Source organism: Lacipirellula parvula, from assembly GCF_009177095.1.
GTDB classification, from domain to species: domain Bacteria; phylum Planctomycetota; class Planctomycetia; order Pirellulales; family Lacipirellulaceae; genus Lacipirellula; species Lacipirellula parvula.
Map to the genome: position 1 here is coordinate 5,113,522 of NZ_AP021861.1, position 17,677 is coordinate 5,131,198.

At 63.4% G+C, this 17,677-nt stretch carries 12 protein-coding genes and 1 tRNA gene; 7 read left to right on the forward strand and 6 right to left on the reverse strand.

The features are described 5' to 3' along the window. Positions 1–161: 161 nt before the first annotated feature. The 4 genes from PLANPX_RS20035 to PLANPX_RS20050 form a co-directional block, all read right to left on the reverse strand. Positions 162–2,123: a cytochrome b N-terminal domain-containing protein gene (locus tag PLANPX_RS20035; protein ID WP_232536192.1), complete on the reverse strand. Its 1,962-nt coding sequence runs from the start codon at positions 2,121–2,123 to the stop codon at positions 162–164. Further along, positions 2,120–2,728 carry a ubiquinol-cytochrome c reductase iron-sulfur subunit gene (locus tag PLANPX_RS20040; RefSeq protein WP_152100446.1) on the reverse strand — a complete coding sequence of 203 codons (609 nt, stop codon included), beginning with the start codon at positions 2,726–2,728 and terminating at the stop codon, positions 2,120–2,122. Before PLANPX_RS20040 ends, PLANPX_RS20035 begins: the two co-directional genes overlap by 4 nt. Positions 2,729–3,085: 357 nt before the next feature. Further along, the gene (locus PLANPX_RS20045) at positions 3,086–4,084 is read right to left on the reverse strand and encodes a DHH family phosphoesterase (RefSeq protein ID WP_152100447.1); all 999 of its coding nucleotides are present in this window, start codon (positions 4,082–4,084) and stop codon (positions 3,086–3,088) included. A 170-nt stretch (positions 4,085–4,254) separates the two neighbouring features. Beyond that, complete coding sequence (locus tag PLANPX_RS20050; RefSeq protein ID WP_232536194.1) at positions 4,255–5,175, reverse strand: bifunctional riboflavin kinase/FAD synthetase; 921 nt, start codon at positions 5,173–5,175, stop codon at positions 4,255–4,257. A 655-nt stretch (positions 5,176–5,830) separates the two neighbouring features. Between PLANPX_RS20050 and PLANPX_RS20055 the strand changes: the two genes are divergently transcribed. The 6 genes from PLANPX_RS20055 to PLANPX_RS20080 all read left to right on the forward strand — a co-directional run bounded on the left by PLANPX_RS20055 (position 5,831) and on the right by PLANPX_RS20080 (position 13,640). Next, positions 5,831–5,904: transfer RNA gene (locus PLANPX_RS20055), tRNA-Thr, on the forward strand. 122 nt (positions 5,905–6,026) lie between these two features. Then, the gene (locus PLANPX_RS20060) at positions 6,027–7,352 is read left to right on the forward strand and encodes a DNA-directed RNA polymerase subunit alpha C-terminal domain-containing protein (protein WP_152100448.1); all 1,326 of its coding nucleotides are present in this window, start codon (positions 6,027–6,029) and stop codon (positions 7,350–7,352) included. A 72-nt stretch (positions 7,353–7,424) separates the two neighbouring features. Continuing rightward, positions 7,425–8,549 (forward strand): tRNA guanosine(34) transglycosylase Tgt, encoded by a 1,125-nt coding sequence (gene tgt, locus PLANPX_RS20065; RefSeq protein ID WP_152100449.1) that lies wholly within the window; start codon positions 7,425–7,427, stop codon positions 8,547–8,549. A gap of 219 nt (positions 8,550–8,768) precedes the next feature. After that, a complete protein-coding gene (gene yajC / locus PLANPX_RS20070; RefSeq protein ID WP_152100450.1) occupies positions 8,769–9,173 on the forward strand; it encodes a preprotein translocase subunit YajC in 405 nt (134 codons plus the stop codon). 142 nt (positions 9,174–9,315) lie between these two features. Continuing rightward, positions 9,316–12,786, forward strand: coding sequence for a protein translocase subunit SecD (gene secD, locus PLANPX_RS20075; protein ID WP_152100451.1), 3,471 nt, complete (start codon positions 9,316–9,318; stop codon positions 12,784–12,786). A gap of 302 nt (positions 12,787–13,088) precedes the next feature. Continuing rightward, positions 13,089–13,640, forward strand: a complete 552-nt coding sequence (locus PLANPX_RS20080) for a LysM peptidoglycan-binding domain-containing protein (RefSeq protein WP_152100452.1) — start codon at positions 13,089–13,091, stop codon at positions 13,638–13,640. Between the two features lie 122 nt (positions 13,641–13,762). Here the strand turns inward: PLANPX_RS20080 and PLANPX_RS20085 are convergent, their stop codons facing one another. Next, on the reverse strand, positions 13,763–14,722 hold the full coding sequence (locus tag PLANPX_RS20085) for an alpha/beta hydrolase (RefSeq protein ID WP_152100453.1): 960 nt from the start codon (positions 14,720–14,722) through the stop codon (positions 13,763–13,765). Positions 14,723–14,940: 218 nt separating this feature from the next. Here PLANPX_RS20085 and PLANPX_RS20090 point away from each other — a divergent pair, with 218 nt between their 5' ends. Then, positions 14,941–16,920 (forward strand): vWA domain-containing protein, encoded by a 1,980-nt coding sequence (locus tag PLANPX_RS20090; RefSeq protein ID WP_172992208.1) that lies wholly within the window; start codon positions 14,941–14,943, stop codon positions 16,918–16,920. Positions 16,921–16,986: 66 nt separating this feature from the next. Here PLANPX_RS20090 and PLANPX_RS20095 read toward each other — a convergent pair whose 3' ends face one another. After that, positions 16,987–17,652 carry a hypothetical protein gene (locus tag PLANPX_RS20095; protein WP_152100455.1) on the reverse strand — a complete coding sequence of 222 codons (666 nt, stop codon included), beginning with the start codon at positions 17,650–17,652 and terminating at the stop codon, positions 16,987–16,989. Positions 17,653–17,677: the final 25 nt, after the last annotated feature.

Sequence of the window (17,677 nt, forward strand, 5' to 3'; positions counted from 1 at the left end):
GCTATCGGGTGGGCGGAGTGTGAAGCTGTAACGATTCCGTGAACTTTCCGCCCAAAGATGTCTCACGCAAAGGCGCGAAGGCGCAAAGAAGAAAATGCAAATAAGGAACTACCTGTCCCCCGCATTTCCTTTGCGCCTTCGCGCCTTTGCGTGAGATCTTCTTAAGGAGCCTCGTCAAACTTCTCCACCGGCTCGCTCACGCGCACCCAGTCGCCCCGTAGCCAGTCGACGATCAGCCCGAGCGACTTGTCGTCCAGCTGGTTCAGCTGCGGGTTGTCGTGCGGCCCGAACGCCGGCATGCGGTCATTGTTGTCGCCGTAGAAACGTTCGCCCGCCGGGTTCCGCACGAACGCCAGCAGCCACTCCCGCGACATGTAGCCGGTGAGGTCGGGCGCCAAACCGAGGTCGCCCTCGTCGTGGAACTTGTGGCAATCAGTGCAGCTCATGCCGCCCTCGAGCATGTCGGCAAGTCCGCCGGTCATCAACTCGCGGCCTTCGGCGATGCGGTTTTGCCGCTCCTGATTCGTCTTCGGCGCCGTCGGCAGCGCCGCCTCGGCTTCCAGCGTCTCGGCAATTTTGGCGAATGCCTCTTTCGCCTTCGCCCGCTGCTCGTCGTCGACGTCGGGTCCGACCGCTTCCATGACGTACGTCACCATGTCGCCGTCGACGAACGGCGAACCTGGGTATCCGAAATAGTGCTTGCTGACGATCTTCTCGGCATTGAGAATCCCCAGCGCCCATGCTTCGCTGCCGACGCCAAACAAATTCGGCGCCGTCGGCTCGGCGTTGACGATCGCGTGCGGTTGCTCTTCAACGGGCTTGGTCGGATCGACGTAGTTGTGGCAGCTCGCACAGTTTTGCGCGAACAGCTTCGGCCCTTGCAACAGCGGATCGTCGTACATGAGCGACAGCGCCCCCGCCGGCGGAATCCGCATCGGCGACTCGGCCAGCTCGATCACCCGCTCCGCTTCGCGATGGGCTTCTTCCTTCGCGTTGAGGAATCGCTCCGACGCTTCGTAGCGCGCCTCTTGCACTGGATCGCCCGCTTTGAGGATCTCTTCCTTCGAATTCCACGCGGCGAAGTAATCTTCGTGAATCGCCTGCGCCGTCAGCGCCGCGGCGCCGCCGAGCAGCACACAGAGCATCGCGATGTTGATGAGATGCCCGGTGCGCGTCCGCCCGATCCACGGCATCAGGAACAGCACCGTCATGATCAGCCCGGGGATGATGAACGCCCCCCAAACTTCGAGCTCGCCTGGGAACCACTTCAAAAACTGGAACAGGAACAGGAAGTACCACTCGGGCCGCGCGGCGTCGTAGGGGTTCGCCGGATCGGCCGGCGCCGTGAGTTCCGCTCCGCCGAAGTAGATCGTCAGCAGCAGCACCACCGTCAGCACGGCGAGCGCCGCGATGCTGTCCTTCAGCACCTGATCGGGCCAGAACATCGCATCCTTGGCCGGATCGGGCTTCCGCGCGTGGAGCCCATGCCGCCGGAAGAGCGCGATGTGCAGCACCAGGAACGCCATCAGCGCCCCCGGCAACACGCCCGCGTGCAATGCGAAGAACCGCGTCAGCGTTTGATGCCCATACTCGCTGCCGCCAATGGCAAGCTTCTTCACCTCCGGTCCCACGGCCGGCGTCTGGCTGGCGAGATTGGTGCCGACGCTCGTCGCCCAGTAGCCCTTCTGATCCCACGGCAACAAGTAGCCGGTGAGCGCGAGCCCCAGCACGATCAACATTAGCACGAGACCGAGAATAAAGTTCAGCTCGCGCGGCGCGCGGTAGGCCCCGTCCCACACCACTTGCAGGAAGTGAATCGCCAGCAGCACCACCATCGCCTGAGCCATAAAGTGGTGAATGCCGCGCAGCAGCCAACCGCCGTTCATCTCGTACTGGATGTAGAAGACGCTTTCCCAAGCCGTTTGCGTGCTCGGGCTGTACGCCATCCACAGGAAGATGCCGGTGATGAGCTGCGTCATGAACGCCATCACGAGCGTGCTACCCCAGACGTAGCGCCACCGCGCGCCGCCGGGGATCGGCTCGTAGAGCGATTCGTGGATCAGCTTCCGCACGCCGGCCCGATCGTCGAGCCAGTCGCCAACGCTTCGAAAGAGCTTCATCATGCCGTCGGAATCTTTTCCTTGTGGCCGGTCTGGAAGTCGATGAACTCGACCCACACCTCAGCGATTGAATTGCCGTCGCCGGTCTTCGCCTGACGAATCGACACCGGAAGCGTATCCATCCCGCGCGGCGCCACCTCGGCGTCGCCGTTCACCCGCGAACCGTCGAGGTTGAACGCGCTCGTGTGGCACGGGCATTGAAAAACCTTCGACCCCGGCGTGTAGCCGATGAAGCAGCCCGCATGAGGACACTTCGCCGTGAACGCCGTCGGCTTCTCCTTACCAGGTTTGCGAACGAGGTACACCGCGCCGACGCGCTGCGCCGGATAGCGCGTCCACGCATCTTCGCGATCGGCCACCACGGGGAAGTAGCGCGGCATGCCGTCGTCGGGCACTTGGTCGAGCAACGCGATTCGCACCTCGGGCGACTTGCTCTTACGAAACAGCGGCGTCAGAAACGCCGCGATGCCGACGCCAATCGGCGTCAGCACGGCAATGCTGCCGGTGACGACGGCCGCAGTGATCGCGAAGAACGATCGGCGATTGTCCGATTCCCTGCCGGGAATTTTGACCAGTGACGGCGGAGGTTGGTCGGGAGTGTTCGACATAGGCGAAGTGAGTTCGGAAAAGTTGAAGCCCGCTGGAAGGCGGGCGCTCGATACGCATTTAGCGGCAGCGCCGCGACATGATGTAGCCGGGGGCGTAAGCCCCCGGTTCGACGATCCAGATTAAACAAGAGCCCCAACGGGGCGGCACAATTCCCACGCTATCGCAACGACTCTGTCGCCCCTCCGGGGCTACGACGCGCGCTGCACACTCAATCCGGGGGCTCACGCCCCCCGGCTACAACATTCCGCCCCTCCGGGGCTCGCTCCGTAAAAATTCAATCGCCCCGTCACTGACAACTGACAACTGACAACTGACAACTGACAAAAACCAACACCCCATCCCGCAAAAAACTTACGCTAATTCTGCGGACTTTGTTCCAATCCATTCCGTAACGCGGCCAATACCGCCTGCTGCGCGTCGGCCATCGCGCCGGGAAAGCTGATCCCTGCCGCCGCTTTGTGCCCGCCGCCGCCGAACTGAGCCGCGAGTTGATTGACGTCGAACCCGCTGCGGCTCCGCAAACTCACCTTCGTCAGCGTCGGCTCAAGTTCAACGAACAATACCGCGATTTCGACGCCCTTCACCGTGAGGAGCATGTTAATCACATCTTCGGTGTCAGTCTTCTGGGCGCCCGTCTCACGGAAGTCGGCGGCCGAAACTTGCGTCCACATCATTCGCCCATCGCACTCGGGCGTGACCTGCTCGAGAATTCGCCCGCGCAGGTGGAGCCGCGGCAGGCTGTGCTGCTCGTAAAGCACCGCGAACGTCTTCGCCGGGCTCGCTCCCGCCGCCGTCAGCTTGGCGAGCGCCGCGAACGTATCGGCCGTCACCGATGGGAACCTGAACCAACCAGTGTCGGTCGCGATCGCGGCGAACAGTGGCGCCGCAATCTCTGGCGTGATCGGCACGCCGAGTTCTTTCGCCAGCTGCAGAATGAGCCGCCCCGTTGCTTCGGCGGTGCTGTCCTTGAACACGATGGCGCCGAGGTCGTCTTCGCTCGCATGATGATCGATGACCGCCTTCACGCCCTTAAAGCTCCGCAGTACTTCGGCCATGCCGCCGAGCTGCCCCCAGGCGCTCGTGTCGACGACGATCATCACCTCAAACGCCCGCATCGCTTCGAGCGGCGCCGACGCGCCGATCACCGCCACGCGGCCGTACGGATCCATGAACGCGATGTGCTCCGGCACAGCATCCGAATTGACGATCGCCACCTGCTTGCCGAGCGTTTCCAAAATGAGCGCAAGAGCCATCTCGCTGCCAACCGCATCGCAATCGGCGCGCTGATGGCTCGTCAGCAAGAATCGCTCATGCGATTGAATAATCTCCACCAGCGGCTGCCAATCGATTTTCATATCTGTTTATTTGCCTTGCTGGTGAAATTATTGATTGCGATTTAACCACGAAACACACGAAAGAAGAGAAGCGGCAACGATGCTTTCTTAGCGACCCTTCGTGGCCGTCGTGTCTTAGTGGTTCAAATCCTTCTTTTTCGTTCTTTTCGACTGTTTCGTGGTTAAAAACTCTACCCTGCAATCTCGCGCGCCCGCGACACGTCCTCGCGCAGTTGGGCGATCAATTCTTCCTTCGAACCAAACGCCCGCACGTCTCTCAGTTTACTTAGAAACTCGACCTCCAGCGGCTCGCCATACAGCGACTCCTCGCGGTCGATTAAATGGACTTCGACCTTGTGCGCCTGCTCGCCGAACGTCGGATTGGGCCCAATGTTGATCGCCGCGCCGACCAACTTGCCGCCTAGCGGCACTCGGCCTGCATAGACGCCCACCGCTGGCAACAGCGTGTCGATCGCTTCCAGATTCGCGGTCGGGAAGCCGATATGGCTTCCCCGCCCTGCCCCGTGCGTCACCATCCCGCGGATTCGGTATGGCTCCGTGAGCATCGTCGCCGCGGCGGCGACCTCGCCCGCGCCAATCAATCGGCGGATCAGCGAACTCGAAACAAGTTGCCCGTCGAGTTCGACCGGTCGCACGATATCAAGCGTCATTCCGGCCTGGTCGGTCATTTGGCCGAGGCGTTCGATCGTCCCCTCGCGATTGTGGCCAAAGTAGAAATTCGGCCCCTCGACCATCGCCCGCGCCCCAACGGCGTCGACGACGATCTGGTCGAAAAACTGCTGAGCCGTGAGCTGCAGCAGCCGTTGGTCTGTGGGGTAGGCGACGACCCAGTCGACGCCTATCTCCTTCAGCAGCTGGGCTTTGCGCTCCGTCCAAGTAAGCGGCGGCGGCGATTCGCTCGGTCGCAGCAACCGTACCGGATGGGGGTCAAACGTGAAGACAATCGCGGGGCCGCCGACCTCGCGGGCCCGTTCGAGCAGCCGCTCGGCGATCCGCCGGTGCCCCAGGTGAACGCCGTCAAAATTTCCGATCGCCATCGCCCCCCCGCGAGCGGCGGCGGGCAGTTGCTCAAGATGGCGAATAATCGGCACGCGGCAAAATCGGCGGGGATTCGTGGGCAGGAGGCGGCAAGCGCTGTAGCAAGCTAGCGATTATCGAATTGCCCCCCCGCGCGGTCAACGACAGCTCCAAGCAGCCCCCAAACGCGGTGCCCTACAGCCTCCCGGCCATTTAGCCGCGTGGCGCAGCCTGCGTGCCACCCAGAAAACTCCACTTCGCGACTTGCTTTCGGCCACCCAATCCGCCACAATGAACAGGCGTTCACGCAACCAACGAGTTAACAAGCTTCAAACGGTCAAAAAGACGCTAGCACAGGCTCATGTCGCCTCAAAAAGCGACATTTAGCGGCCACGTAAAATCGCAAGCATTTACCATCAAACAACTTATGAAAAATCGTTAATGTCGCCTAAAATCGCATTCCTGCCGCAGGAGCGACGCGACATCAATGTTGTGCTCCTCCCTGCCCTCTAGCCGTCAGAACCGAATCCCAGAAAAAATCCGCGAGTGCCGGCCGCTCGCCAGCCGACTTTCTCTCCCGTCGGGCAATCGCCGCAAGGCGTTGCCACGACCTACATTTCAGACTCGCGAGACGCCGCCTTGACGCTTCCGCCCTTGCTGCGCCACAATGCGTAGCTTGGCCGGGTTGGCCTGACGGCGACTATCGTCTGTCTCTCCGGCTCTCGCCACGCCAGCGTAGCTTCAATTGGCAGAGCACCGCATTCGTAATGCGGGGGTTGTCGGTTCGACTCCGACCGCTGGCTCTTCCCGTAGGTCAGGCTTCCGAGCCTGACCGGTGCGTAGATCGGGTTGCCGCCCTACGCACCGTCCGGAGCGGAGATCCGTCGGGCAAGCATGCCTGACTTACACGGAGAGAGATTCGAAGATGTCGCCAGTTTTGGAATTCGACCTGCGTCAAACTGTCATTTCCAACAGCACGTTCGGACCGAACGAGATCAAGCAGATCTCGCAGGCCATCTCGAGCGACTACAACAACTTCCGCACTCTGCGCGATGCGACCAACGAACTGGCTCAGCAGAGCGGCCGCACCCCTGCCGCCTCCGCCCGCCTGGGCGTCTGCCAGTTCCTGATCGGTCGCTACACCGACGCGATCCAAACGCTCACCAGCGCCGACGGCGGCGCGCTGACGCACTTCTACCTGGGCAAGGCCTACCTCGCCCTCGACAAGTACGCCGACGCCCTGAAGGCCTACGAATCGGCCGAGCGAGCCGGCTACAACAAAGACGACGTCAACCTCGCCAAGGCCGAGGCGATGCGCTACAACGGCGACCCCGCCGGCGCCTTGAAGGTTCTCGACGGCCTCTCGGGCGCCGTGGAGCAAACCGCCGAATACCTTTACCAGCGCTCGGCTGCCGTGGCTGCCATGGGCGACAACCGCGGTGAAGTGATCGCCCTGCTCGAACGGGCTATCGACTCCGACTCGACCCATCCCGGCGTCTTGTTCGGCCTGGCCCTTGAGAACGATCGCCACGGCAACGACGACTACGCTCGCCAGCTCTACGAGCGGGCTGCCAAGCAGTTCCCGACCAACGTCGGCACCCTGCTCAACCTCGGCCTGCTGTACGAAGACATCGAACACTTCGAACGGGCCAAGCAGTGCTACCTGCGGATCCTCGACATTTTCCCCGGCCACGAACGGGCTCGGCTCTACTTCAAGGACGCCGACGCCTCGCGTGACATGTACTACGACGAGGAAGCTCGCCGTCGTCAGGATCGCCTGTCGCAAATCCTCAGCGTGCCGGTCACCGACTTCGAACTCTCCGTTCGCAGCCGCAACTGCCTGCAGAAGATGGGGATCATGACCCTCGGCGATCTCACCGAGACGACCGAGCAAGAGCTCCTTTCCAGCAAGAACTTCGGCGAAACCTCGCTCGTCGAGATTCGCGAAATGCTCTCGTCGAAGGGCCTCGAACTCGGCCAGTTCGCTTCGACGAAGTGGCAGGAAGAGCCGGTCTACGAAGCCAATCCGATGAGCGACGACGAACGGGCCCTGCTCGATCGCCCTATCGCCGATCTCAACCTGTCGGTTCGTGCTCGCAAATGCATGGTCCGCTTGGGCCTCACGACGATCGGCGAACTCGTTCGCCGCACCGGCGACGATCTGCTGGAGTGCAAGAACTTCGGCGTCACCAGCCTCAACGAAGTTCGCGAGAAGCTCACCGCGAACAGCTTGAAGCTCCGTGGCGACTGATCTCGCCGCGACGCGACAATTTTAAAACCAACGCTTAGCCCCCGGCTCTTCAAGCCGGGGGTTATTCATTTCATGACCAATTCATCGCCATTTCGCTACGAACTGCTGCACGCCGACGCCCAGACGTCGGCGCGGCTCGGCCGGCTGCACACCCCGCGTGGAACGGTCGAGCTGCCGACGTTTATGCCAGTCGGCACGCTCGGCACAGTGAAAGGCGTCGACATCCACCGCGTCCGCGAGACCGGCGCTCAGATCATCCTGGCGAACACCTACCACCTCGCCCTCCGCCCGGGCGAGGAAACCGTCGCAGCGCTCGGCGACCTTCACGCCTTCACCGGCTGGCAGGGGCCGATCCTCACCGACAGCGGCGGGTTCCAAGTCTTCAGCCTCGCTGATCGAATCAAGCTGAGCGAAGAGGGAGTCGAATTCCGCTCGCACATCGACGGCTCGAAGATCCAGCTCTCGCCAGAGCGTTCGATTGCCATCCAGGAAGCGCTCGGCGCCGACTTCATCATGGCGTTCGACCATGTGGTGGCCCTGCCGAACGAGGCGTCGGTGGTCGAAGAGGCGACCTGGCGGAGCGTCCGCTGGGCCGAGCGGTGCCAGAAGGCCGCCCAACGCAGCGACCAAATGCTACTGGCGATCGTTCAAGGGGGTCTCGATCCGGGCCTCCGCCGCCGGTGCGCCCAGGAGTTGGTGGCGATGGACTTCCAGGGCTACGCCGTCGGCGGCCTGAGCGTCGGCGAGCCGCCGGCCGAGATGTACGCCGCCCTCGACGTAGTCGTCCCCGAGCTGCCCGTCGACCGCCCGAGGTACCTGATGGGGGTCGGCCGGCCGCAGGATCTTATCGAGGGGGTCGCCCGCGGGATCGACATGTTCGACTGCGTGATGCCGACCCGCAACGGCCGGAACGCCCTCGTTTTCACCGATCGCGGCCCCGTGCGGCTGCGGAACGCCTCCCACGAACGCGACCGCCAGCCGATCGAAGCCGACTGCCCCTGCCCTGCCTGCCAACATAGTCGAGGATACATCCGCCATCTGTTCCAGGCGGGCGAAATGCTCGGGCCGATCTTGGCCTCGATCCACAACCTCGCGTACTACCAACGGCTGATGACCCGCGCCCGGGAGGCGATCGCAGCGGACTCGTTTGCCCCCTTCCGGGAGGAGCGGATGAGGGGCTGGAATGAGGCGACTTGACGCCCTTGTTCGTTGCGCCGCCAAGACTTATGATGGCTCGCTTGCAGGCTGGCCAGCAGGGTCGCTAGGCGCTTCGCGGCGATCTCGGCCAATCCGCCGGCGGCGGTTTTCTACGGCGCAAGTCATCTTGATGTCTAGGGTTCCGCGGCCATCAGCGGCTGCGCCTGCCTCCGTCTTCTTTTGCGGCCCCGGCCGCGCGCGGCGAATTGGGTGCAAGTGATGGAATTTACGTCGTGGGGATTACTCGCACAGGCTGAAACGGCTGAAACAGCCGCCACGGCTGAGGCGCCGAAAGCGGCCGCTGATGGCACCGCTGCGGAGCAGCCAGGCTCGCCGTTTGGCAGCTTGCTCGTCCCTCTGTCGCTGATCATGGTGCTGTTCTACTTCGTGATTCTGCGTCCGCAGAAGGCGAAGGATCAACAGTTCAAGTCGCTGCTCGACAGCCTGAAAGAAACAGATCGCGTGGTGACCATCGGCGGCATCCACGGGGTCGTCACCAACGTCCAACGCAATCCCGACGGCGCGATCGTGACGATTCGCGTCGATGAGTCGACCGGCGCCAAGATTCGCGTCGGCGCCTCGGCGATCGCCCGCGTCCTGACGGACGAAGAGAAGTCAGCCTAGTCTCGCGAGAGCAATGTGCCGGGTCTGCGGACTCGCCTCCTAACAACACAAATCATCACAACTCAACGCATGCGTCGCCTGCCCGGCAAGGTTGCCCGCCCGGCGAACGTCACCTGAGCAAGTCATAGACAGGTTTTAGGCCATGGAATTCGAGTCCCTCGTCCGTCGCTCGTCACCAGCCATGAAGGCGTTTCGCGGGCTGCTCGCCGCGGCAGTCGTTCTCTCATCGACGTGGCTCGCCTCGCCCTGCTTCGCGCAAGCGGCCCCCAGCGGCACGCCGGCGACGGCCGCAGCCCCTGCCGACGCCCCCGTCGAAGGCGGCGTCAGCATGATCGCCCTGCGGAACATCGGGATCATCATCGCGCTGTTCGTCGTGCCGATCATCATCGGCAACATGCTGGCCAAGTCGCTGCGCATGCCCGACTACGCCTGGAAGTTTGCGGTGGCAATCGGCGTGCTGGCCGCGGCGGGCGTCGTCGTCGCGCTCGGTGAAATCAAGCTCGGTCCCGACTTGAGCGGCGGTATCACGCTGATTTACGAAGTCGAGAAGCGCGAAGGAGCTGCCGCAGAGCCAGCGGCGAAGACCGACGACGCTGCTGCAGAAGACGAGAAGGACGTCGCCGTCGACGACACCGAACGCGACGACGCGGAACTCGAAGCCGAAGGCGCCGAGGAAGTCGCTGAAGAAAAGCAGGCCGCCACGGGCGGGCAAACCTACGGCAACGTGAGCCGTAGCGACACGATGGCCGCGCTAATCAAGGCGCTCATCGAGCGCGTCGATCCCGCCGGTACGAAGGAAGTCTCGATCAAGCGGTTCGGCGACGACCAAATCGAAATCATCATTCCGAAGGCCGAGAAGGCCGAGCTCGAAGCGATCGAACGCCGCATCTACACGGCGGGCGTGCTCGAGTTCCGCATCACCGCCTCGCGGCAGTTCGATCAGCACCGGGCGATCATCGATCTCGCCGAGCGTATGCCGGCGAACCAAAACATCGTCCGCGTCGACGGCAAGGAAGTCGCCCGCTGGGTGGAGTTCGACGAGAAGCAGTTCGGGACGCCAGAACAAGCCGGTCGCGCGCTGGTCGTACGGACGAACTCGAAGACGCCGCAGGCCCTCATCATGACGAACGACGGCTGGGACGTCACGGGCGAGTACCTCCGCAACGCCGCGGGCGACATCGATCAGTCGGGCCGTCCGGCGGTTTCGTTCACCTTCAACAGCCAAGGGGCTCGTCGGTTCGAGCGTCTCACCCGTGCCCATCAGCCGGCGCCGTCGGGAGCCAAGTACCAACTCGGCATCTTGCTCGACAGCCGTCTGCTCTCGGCTCCTAACCTGAACGCCGTCATTTCCGACCGCGGCATCATCGAAGGGCTCGACGACCAGGGCGAAGTCGACTTCCTGGTTGGCATTCTCAATGCCGGCAGCTTGCCCGCCGCGCTCAACAAGGTGCCGATCAGCCGCGCGCAAATCAGCCCGACGCTCGGCCAGCTGACGATCGAGAAGGGCAAGAATTCGCTGCTCATCTCGCTCGTGCTCGTCGCGATCTTCATGGTCATTTACTACAAGAAGGCGGGCTTCATTTCGTGGCTCGGCCTGGCGGCGAACATGCTACTGATCCTCGGCAGCATGGTGCTCATCAAAGCGGCCTTCACCTTGCCCGGTCTCGCCGGCTTGGTGCTTACCGTCGGTATGTCGCTCGACGCGAACGTGCTCATTTACGAACGCATCCGCGACGAGCTCAAGAAGGGGACGGCGCTGCGGATGGCGATTCGCAACGGCTTCGACCGGGCGAGCATCACGATCATCGACTCGAACGTGACGAACCTGATCACCGGCGTCGTCATCTACAAGATCGCCCCCGACAGTGTGAAGGGCTTCGGCGTCACGCTCGTCCTCGGCATCGTGATGAGCGTGTTCACGGCGGTGTTCCTCACCCGCATCGTGTTCGACGTCGCCGAACGCCGCGGCTGGCTCAAGAACATGAGCATGCGGGAATTCATCGGCGAAACGAATTTCGACTTCGTCGGCTGGCGCCTGCCGAGCATCATCGCCTCGCTGGTGGTCATCGGCATCGGCCTGTTCGCCGTCGCCAAGCGCGGGCAAGACTTGTTCGACATCGACTTCACCGGCGGCAGTTCGGTGACGATCGTGTTCGAAGACGACAAGCCGACGCCTTACGCCGAAGTCTATGAAACGTTGCAAACGACCCCGCTCGGCGAAGAGAACCTCTCGCTCGTCGAGATGGGCGACGACGACACACGCTACACCGTGACGACGATCAACGACGACGTCGTCGAGGTCGAGAACATTCTGAAGGACGCGTTCGGCGACAAGCTGAAGAAGTACCAAGTCAACGTCGAAGAGGTGAAGGAATTCGCCCCGGGCGAGCAGACCTCGCTGCTGCCGGCCGTGAAACCGCTCGACCTGGTGCGCGGCCTCAAGTTCGCTTCCCCGCTGTCGTACGTCACGCTGCTTCAACCGGCGGAGACCGAAGAAGCGACGCCGCCCGCCGAAAATGAATCCGTGACCGCCGCGCCGGAAGGCGAAGCTGCGGAAGAGGCCAAGCCGGCCGAGGAAGCCGCTCCAGCGGCGGAAACTCCCGCCGCGGAACCGGCTGCTGAACCAGCCGCCGAAACGCCGGCGCCCGCCACGGAAACGCCGGCAGCGACGACGACTCCCGCAACGCCTGCAGCACCCGCTGCCGCCGACGTGGAAGCCAATCCCTTTGCCGGCGGCGCCACCGCCAAGCTGAAGTTCGCCGCCGATAAGGATGGCGACGCCTCTGGCGTGAGCCACGACACGCTTGATCAGATGATCGGCGACGCCTTAAAGAAAGCAGGCAAAGGCGAAGTCGTCTACGAGATTACCAACGAGGACTATCGCGAGGGCAGCAACCGCGCGATGGAAGAGTGGCAAGTCTCCATCGCCTTGCCGCCGGCGGAAGCGAAGGCGATCTTCGATCAGATCGCGGCTGAAACCAACGCGAAGCCGATCTTCCCGCTCTCCAGCAAGATCGGCGGCCGCGTCGCCGGTCAGATGGCCACCTCCGCGGCCGCGGCGATGATCCTCTGCCTCGTCGGCATCATCGCCTACGTTTGGTTCCGGTTCCACGGCGTGATCTACGGCATCGCCGCGGTGATCGCGCTCATCCACGACGTGCTCGTCACGCTCGGCTTCGTCGCCTTGTCGGCGTACTTCGTCAACGGCGCCGAGGGCGTGGCGTCGCTGTTCCTGGTCGACAAGTTCCAGATCAACCTGGTGCTCGTCGCCGCGTTCCTGACGATCATTGGCTACTCGCTCAACGATACGATCGTTATTTTCGACCGGATCCGCGAAGTGAAGGGGAAGAGCCCGCGACTGACGAAGGAGATTATCAATCTCTCGGTCAACCAAACGTTGGCGCGGACGATTCTGACCTCGTTCACCACCCTGACGAGCGTCGTCGTGCTGTACATCTTCGGCGGCGACGGCATTCACGCCTTCGCCTTCGCGTTGCTCGTCGGCTTCATCGCCGGCTGCTACAGCACGATCTTCATCGCCAACCCGGTGCTGCTGTGGCTGGCCGAGCGGTTCGAAAGCGGCCCGGCGCCGAGCACCACGGCGAAGAGCTAAAGCGTCTCCTAGCCCCGGGCTTCGCCCGGGGGTGACGCAGCGGACCGCAACGCTTAGCGTGATGGAAGCTCACCCCCGGGCGGAGCCCGGGGCTAGAAGCGCAGATGCAATGACGTTCCGAGCGGGAGCGTTAGGCTTTGCCTAGCCGGCGTCATCCGACGTTGGATCGCGCGGAGCTGGCCCATTTGGCCATCCGCGACTGATTGTCGCTAGCATGCAACGCCGATGGGAATCTTAGAGGGGAACTAGCCGGCACTGCCGGGCGGTTCGTCGTCTACCCTCTCTCCCTGAGGCGGCTCGCTGTGGTCCCGCGCACACCCAAACTGATCGCGGCCTGCGCTGTTCTTGGCGTGGGCGTTTGCCTTGCTTGGCCCTGGCGGCGCGATCGACCGACGAACGTCGTTCCAGCAGCATCGCCGGCAACCGTCGCTCCGAATACGACCGCTGCGCCGGCGAAGGATCTGATGGCCGCGTCGCCCGCCGTTGCAGCGCCGACTCCGCTGGCTGAACAAGCCGCGCCGCCGGAGCAGAATCCCTTCGCCGCGGTGAGCCTGCAGGCGCCACAGCCCTACACGACGGCCAAGCCGCCGGTTGCCGACGGCGTCGCTCCCCTGCCCTTTGCGCTCGCGCCGCTACCCGAGATGGAAACGGCTGCGGCGACGCAAACGCACGTCGTCCACGCGGGGGATTCGCTCGAAAGCTTGGCCAAACGCTACCTCGGCGACGAGGCCCGGGCGCTCGAGCTGTTCGATCTCAACCGCGAGGTGCTGGAGAATCCCCACCTGCTGCCGATCGGGGCGGAGTTGGCGATTCCGGCTAATGCTGAGGCCGCGGCGACGGCTCAGGCCCACTAGAGCGCGTCGCGTTCGTCCGGCATTCCTAGCCCCGGGCTCCGCCCGGGGGTCGGTTTCCCTCGCGCCGAGCGTTGCCGTACGCCGCGTCACCCCCGGGCGGAGCCCAGGGCTACAGGCTCTCGCTAGTGCTTACGCACCGAGTAGGGGAACGACTTACTCCCCAATCGCGATTCCAGGAAGCTGACGATCTTTTGGCCGATGCCGAAAGCATCGCTGGTGAGGAGCTTCGTTCCCTGCAGGCGGGTTTCGGGAGCGTAGACGAAAAAGTCTTTGAGCTGCTCGACGCGATCAGCCGGCGGATCGGGATGGTGCTTACTGAGAATGCTGACGATGTTCTGGCAATCCTTCGCCACCGCTTTGTCCTCAGCGCCGTAAGCGATCAATACCGATAGCTGCCGTTGAATCGGCGGGAACCTCAACGGGTCGCGTAGGATCAGGCCGTTGAAGTTCCAACGCGGCGACAGCAAGACGAGGGCCTTCACATCTTGCCCCTGCTTACGAACGGCCAGCGGCGGAGTCGACCAATCCTTCGCGGCCCAGATCATCGCGACGTTGGCACCCATGCCGCTGCCCAGCAGGCCAAGCGAGTTGAGATTTAGCTTGCCGGCGTCGTTCTCCTGCACGAGGAAAGTGCGAACCGCCTCCATGTCGAGGTCGACCATCGCGCGAAAATCTTGCTGCTGGAAGCGGTTTGATTCGAGTTCCTGCGTTGCGCCGCTGGCCGAGTGCGCGGTCTTGCTGCCGCCGTGGCCGCGCAAGTCGACGGTCAGGACGGCCCGCGGCGCGATGCGGGGCGCCGCCGGATTCTCGGGAACCCGCGGGTTCTGCAGGGCTCGCGCCAGGGGGTCGAAGACCGCCCGCGTCTCGTTGAAATCGTGCAGCATGACCACCGGCACGGCCTGCTGTCCCGCCGTACTGGCGTAGTAGGTCGCCCGCAGCTGGACGCCGTCCTTGGTCGGCAGCGACACCTCAATAGGGTCTGGAACCTTCGTTCGGGCCGGCTGTGCGGCAACCGGCGCCGCCGCCACGGCGGCGAGCGCCAACGCAAAAACCCATGAGCTACGACAGACCGGCGATTTCATAGTTCATTCCAACGGCTGAATCCGCGAGCGTTCAGCACCGCATGGAACCGGCGGCAAGCCACGCTGGCGGAGCCGTCCATGATAACGCGCCGACTGCTCTCTTTCACGAAAGTCGAAAACGTCCTGCCGCCCTGGCCTCGACGGGCGACTTTTCTTGCCGGATCGCCTCTCAACAGGCAAAATGGAGATATCCACGCCCTTCTCTTTCGAGTTCGCCCATGGCCGGCAATCCGACCGCTCCGCCGTTGGCCGATGGCGACGTCGACATTCCACGCGCGACCCGCTTCATTCGCGGCGATTCGGCGGCGTGGGCGACGAGCTTGCTCGTCCATGCCGCGGCGCTGACCGCGATGACCGTGGCGTCGCTCGCAATCCCCATCGTGCAGGCGCCGGTCGACCTCGCGCTCGAAAGCTTTGAGCTCCCCGAACCAGCGCCCTTGTCGGATGAGTTCGCCTCGAGCGACGTCGCCAGTTCTGAAATCGGCGCCATGGGAACCGGCGGCGTCAGCGGCGCCTTGGCGTCAGGCGTCGACTTCAGCGAGCAGTCGATCGTCATGGAGCAGGCCGATCTGCTCGCCGATACCGGGAACCGCGTGGCGGTGGAACTCGGCACGGAGATTTCGCAGGGGCCGCAGTTCTTGAGCACCGTTTCGGTGCAAGGCGCCGGCAGCGTCGGATCCAGCGGCGCCGAGGGCGCCATCGATCGGCTGACGCACGAGATTCTCACTTCGCTCGAACAACGGCCGACGATGGTCGTGTGGATGTTCGACCAATCGGGCAGCCTCCGCGAAGAGCGCGAGCGGGTCATCAAACGCTTCCAGCGGATCTACGAGGAATTGGGCGTGATCGACGCCGCGGATAATCCGGCCTTCCGCCGCCACAAGGACAAGCCGCTGCTGACGGCCGTCGTCGGCTTCGGCGCCGAGCCGACGATGCTCACCAAAGAGCCGACCGACCGGATGGAGGAGATCAAGCAAGCCATTAAGAGAATTAGCGACGACGAAACAGGGCAGGAAAACGTCTTCCGCGCCGTGGGGATGGTGGCGGAAAAGTTTCGCACCTACCGCTCGGCGAAGAACGGCAAGCGGCATGTGATGATCGTCGTCTTCACCGACGAAGCGGGCGATGATATTCCGCTGGTCGACGACACGGTGAGCGTCTGTCGTAAGTACGCGATGCCGGTATACGTCGTCGGTCGGCCGGCCCCGTTCGGTCGCGATACAGCGTATGTGAAGTACATCGACCCCGATCCCAAGTTCGATCAGCGGCCGCAGTGGGTGCCGGTGTCGCTGGGACCGGAATCGCTGATGCCAGAGGCGCTCAAGCTACGGTTCGCCGACCAGGGCAACGACGATGAACTCCTAGATTCGGGTTTTGGTCCGTACGCGCTGACGCGACTGTGCTACGAGACGGGCGGGCTTTACTTCACGTCGCATCCGAACCGAGTGGTCGGCCGCCACATCAGCGGCGACGAAACAAAGAACCTTTCGGCCCACATCGCGATGTTCTTCGACGCCGATGCGATGCGGCGCTACCAGCCCGACTACGTCCCGGCGCAGGAGTACGCGCGGCTGCTGCAAACAAATCGTGCTCGCAGCGCGCTCATTCAAGCGGCGCAGATGTCGTGGACCTCGCCGATGGAGAACGTGCGGCTGCGTTTCCCGAAGCGTGATGAGGCGGAGCTGGCGCAGGCGCTTTCATTGGCCCAACGCTCGGCGGCGATCTTGCAGCCGAAGCTCGATGCGATTTGCCAAACGTTGCTCGCCGGCGAACCAGACCGCGCGAAGCTCGAGGAACCGCGTTGGCAGGCGGGGTACGACTTGGCCCTCGGACGGGCGCTAGCTGTGAAGACGCGAACCGACGGCTACAACGTGCTGCTCGCGGAAGCGAAGCAAGGGAAAGCGTTTAAGGATGACCGGAACAACACGTGGGTGCTGCGACCGGACAAGGCGTTTGCCAACACGTCGCTGGAAAAGCTCGCGGGGAAGGCTGAAGAGTACCTCACGCGGGTGACGAAAGATCACCCCGGGACGCCGTGGGCTGCGATGGCCGAGCGGGAACTCTCGACGCCGCTCGGTTGGCGTTGGGACGAGGCGTTCACGCCGCTGCCGCCGATCGAACCGCCGAGCAACAATCCGCCGCGACCGCCGCGTCCCGAACCGCAGGGTCCGCCGCGGCGCGATCCGCCGCCGCTGTAAGCGGGGGGGGCGAACTCATGCTGAATGTCGAGCCACCCCCGGGCGGAGCCCGGGGCTAGAGGCGTTTTAGTGGTTCGCGACCGAGTCGAGGGCGTAGTCGGCATTCGCCGTGTGCCGATAGAAATGCTCGGCAATCTGCACCGCAATCACGTCGACGAACTGACGCTCGAATTGCTGGACCGGCTTGTCGGAGGCCGGGATGCCGCTGTTGCGGGGGAAGAGGACCTGGCCGAGTTGACGCTCGAAGATCAAGCGCTCGCGATCTTCCATGTCGTAGACCCGCATCGTGATCTCCGCGCGTCCCTGGTAGAGGGTCTTGCCTTTGTAGAGTTCAAAGTCATCGAGTTCGATGTAGACGATGCGCGTCGCCTTGACGGCGCGGCCGAGGTCTTTGAAGTTTTCCCAATCTTGCTCGTCGACCCAGTTGTCGACTTCCTTGGGCGAGACCATTTCAGCGCCCTTCACATGCTCGGCGATGAGGCCGCTCACGGTCGAGCCAATCGCTCGCGCGGCGCCGGCATTGCGGAACTCATGCGAGGCAGGCGGACGGCACAGAACGACGACGCGTTCTTTTTCCAGTGCGTTGCATTCGGCGTCGACCGTGTTGCCGCCGTTCCACATGTAGATGCCTGTGGCCATGAGCATCGAGATGCATCCGGTCGAGGCGGCGCAGCCCAAGCCGATGCAGGCAAGCAACGCCCAGCCGCTAATTAGTCGGAAAGCACGGTCCATGCTTCTTTCCTTCTTCATTCGAAGC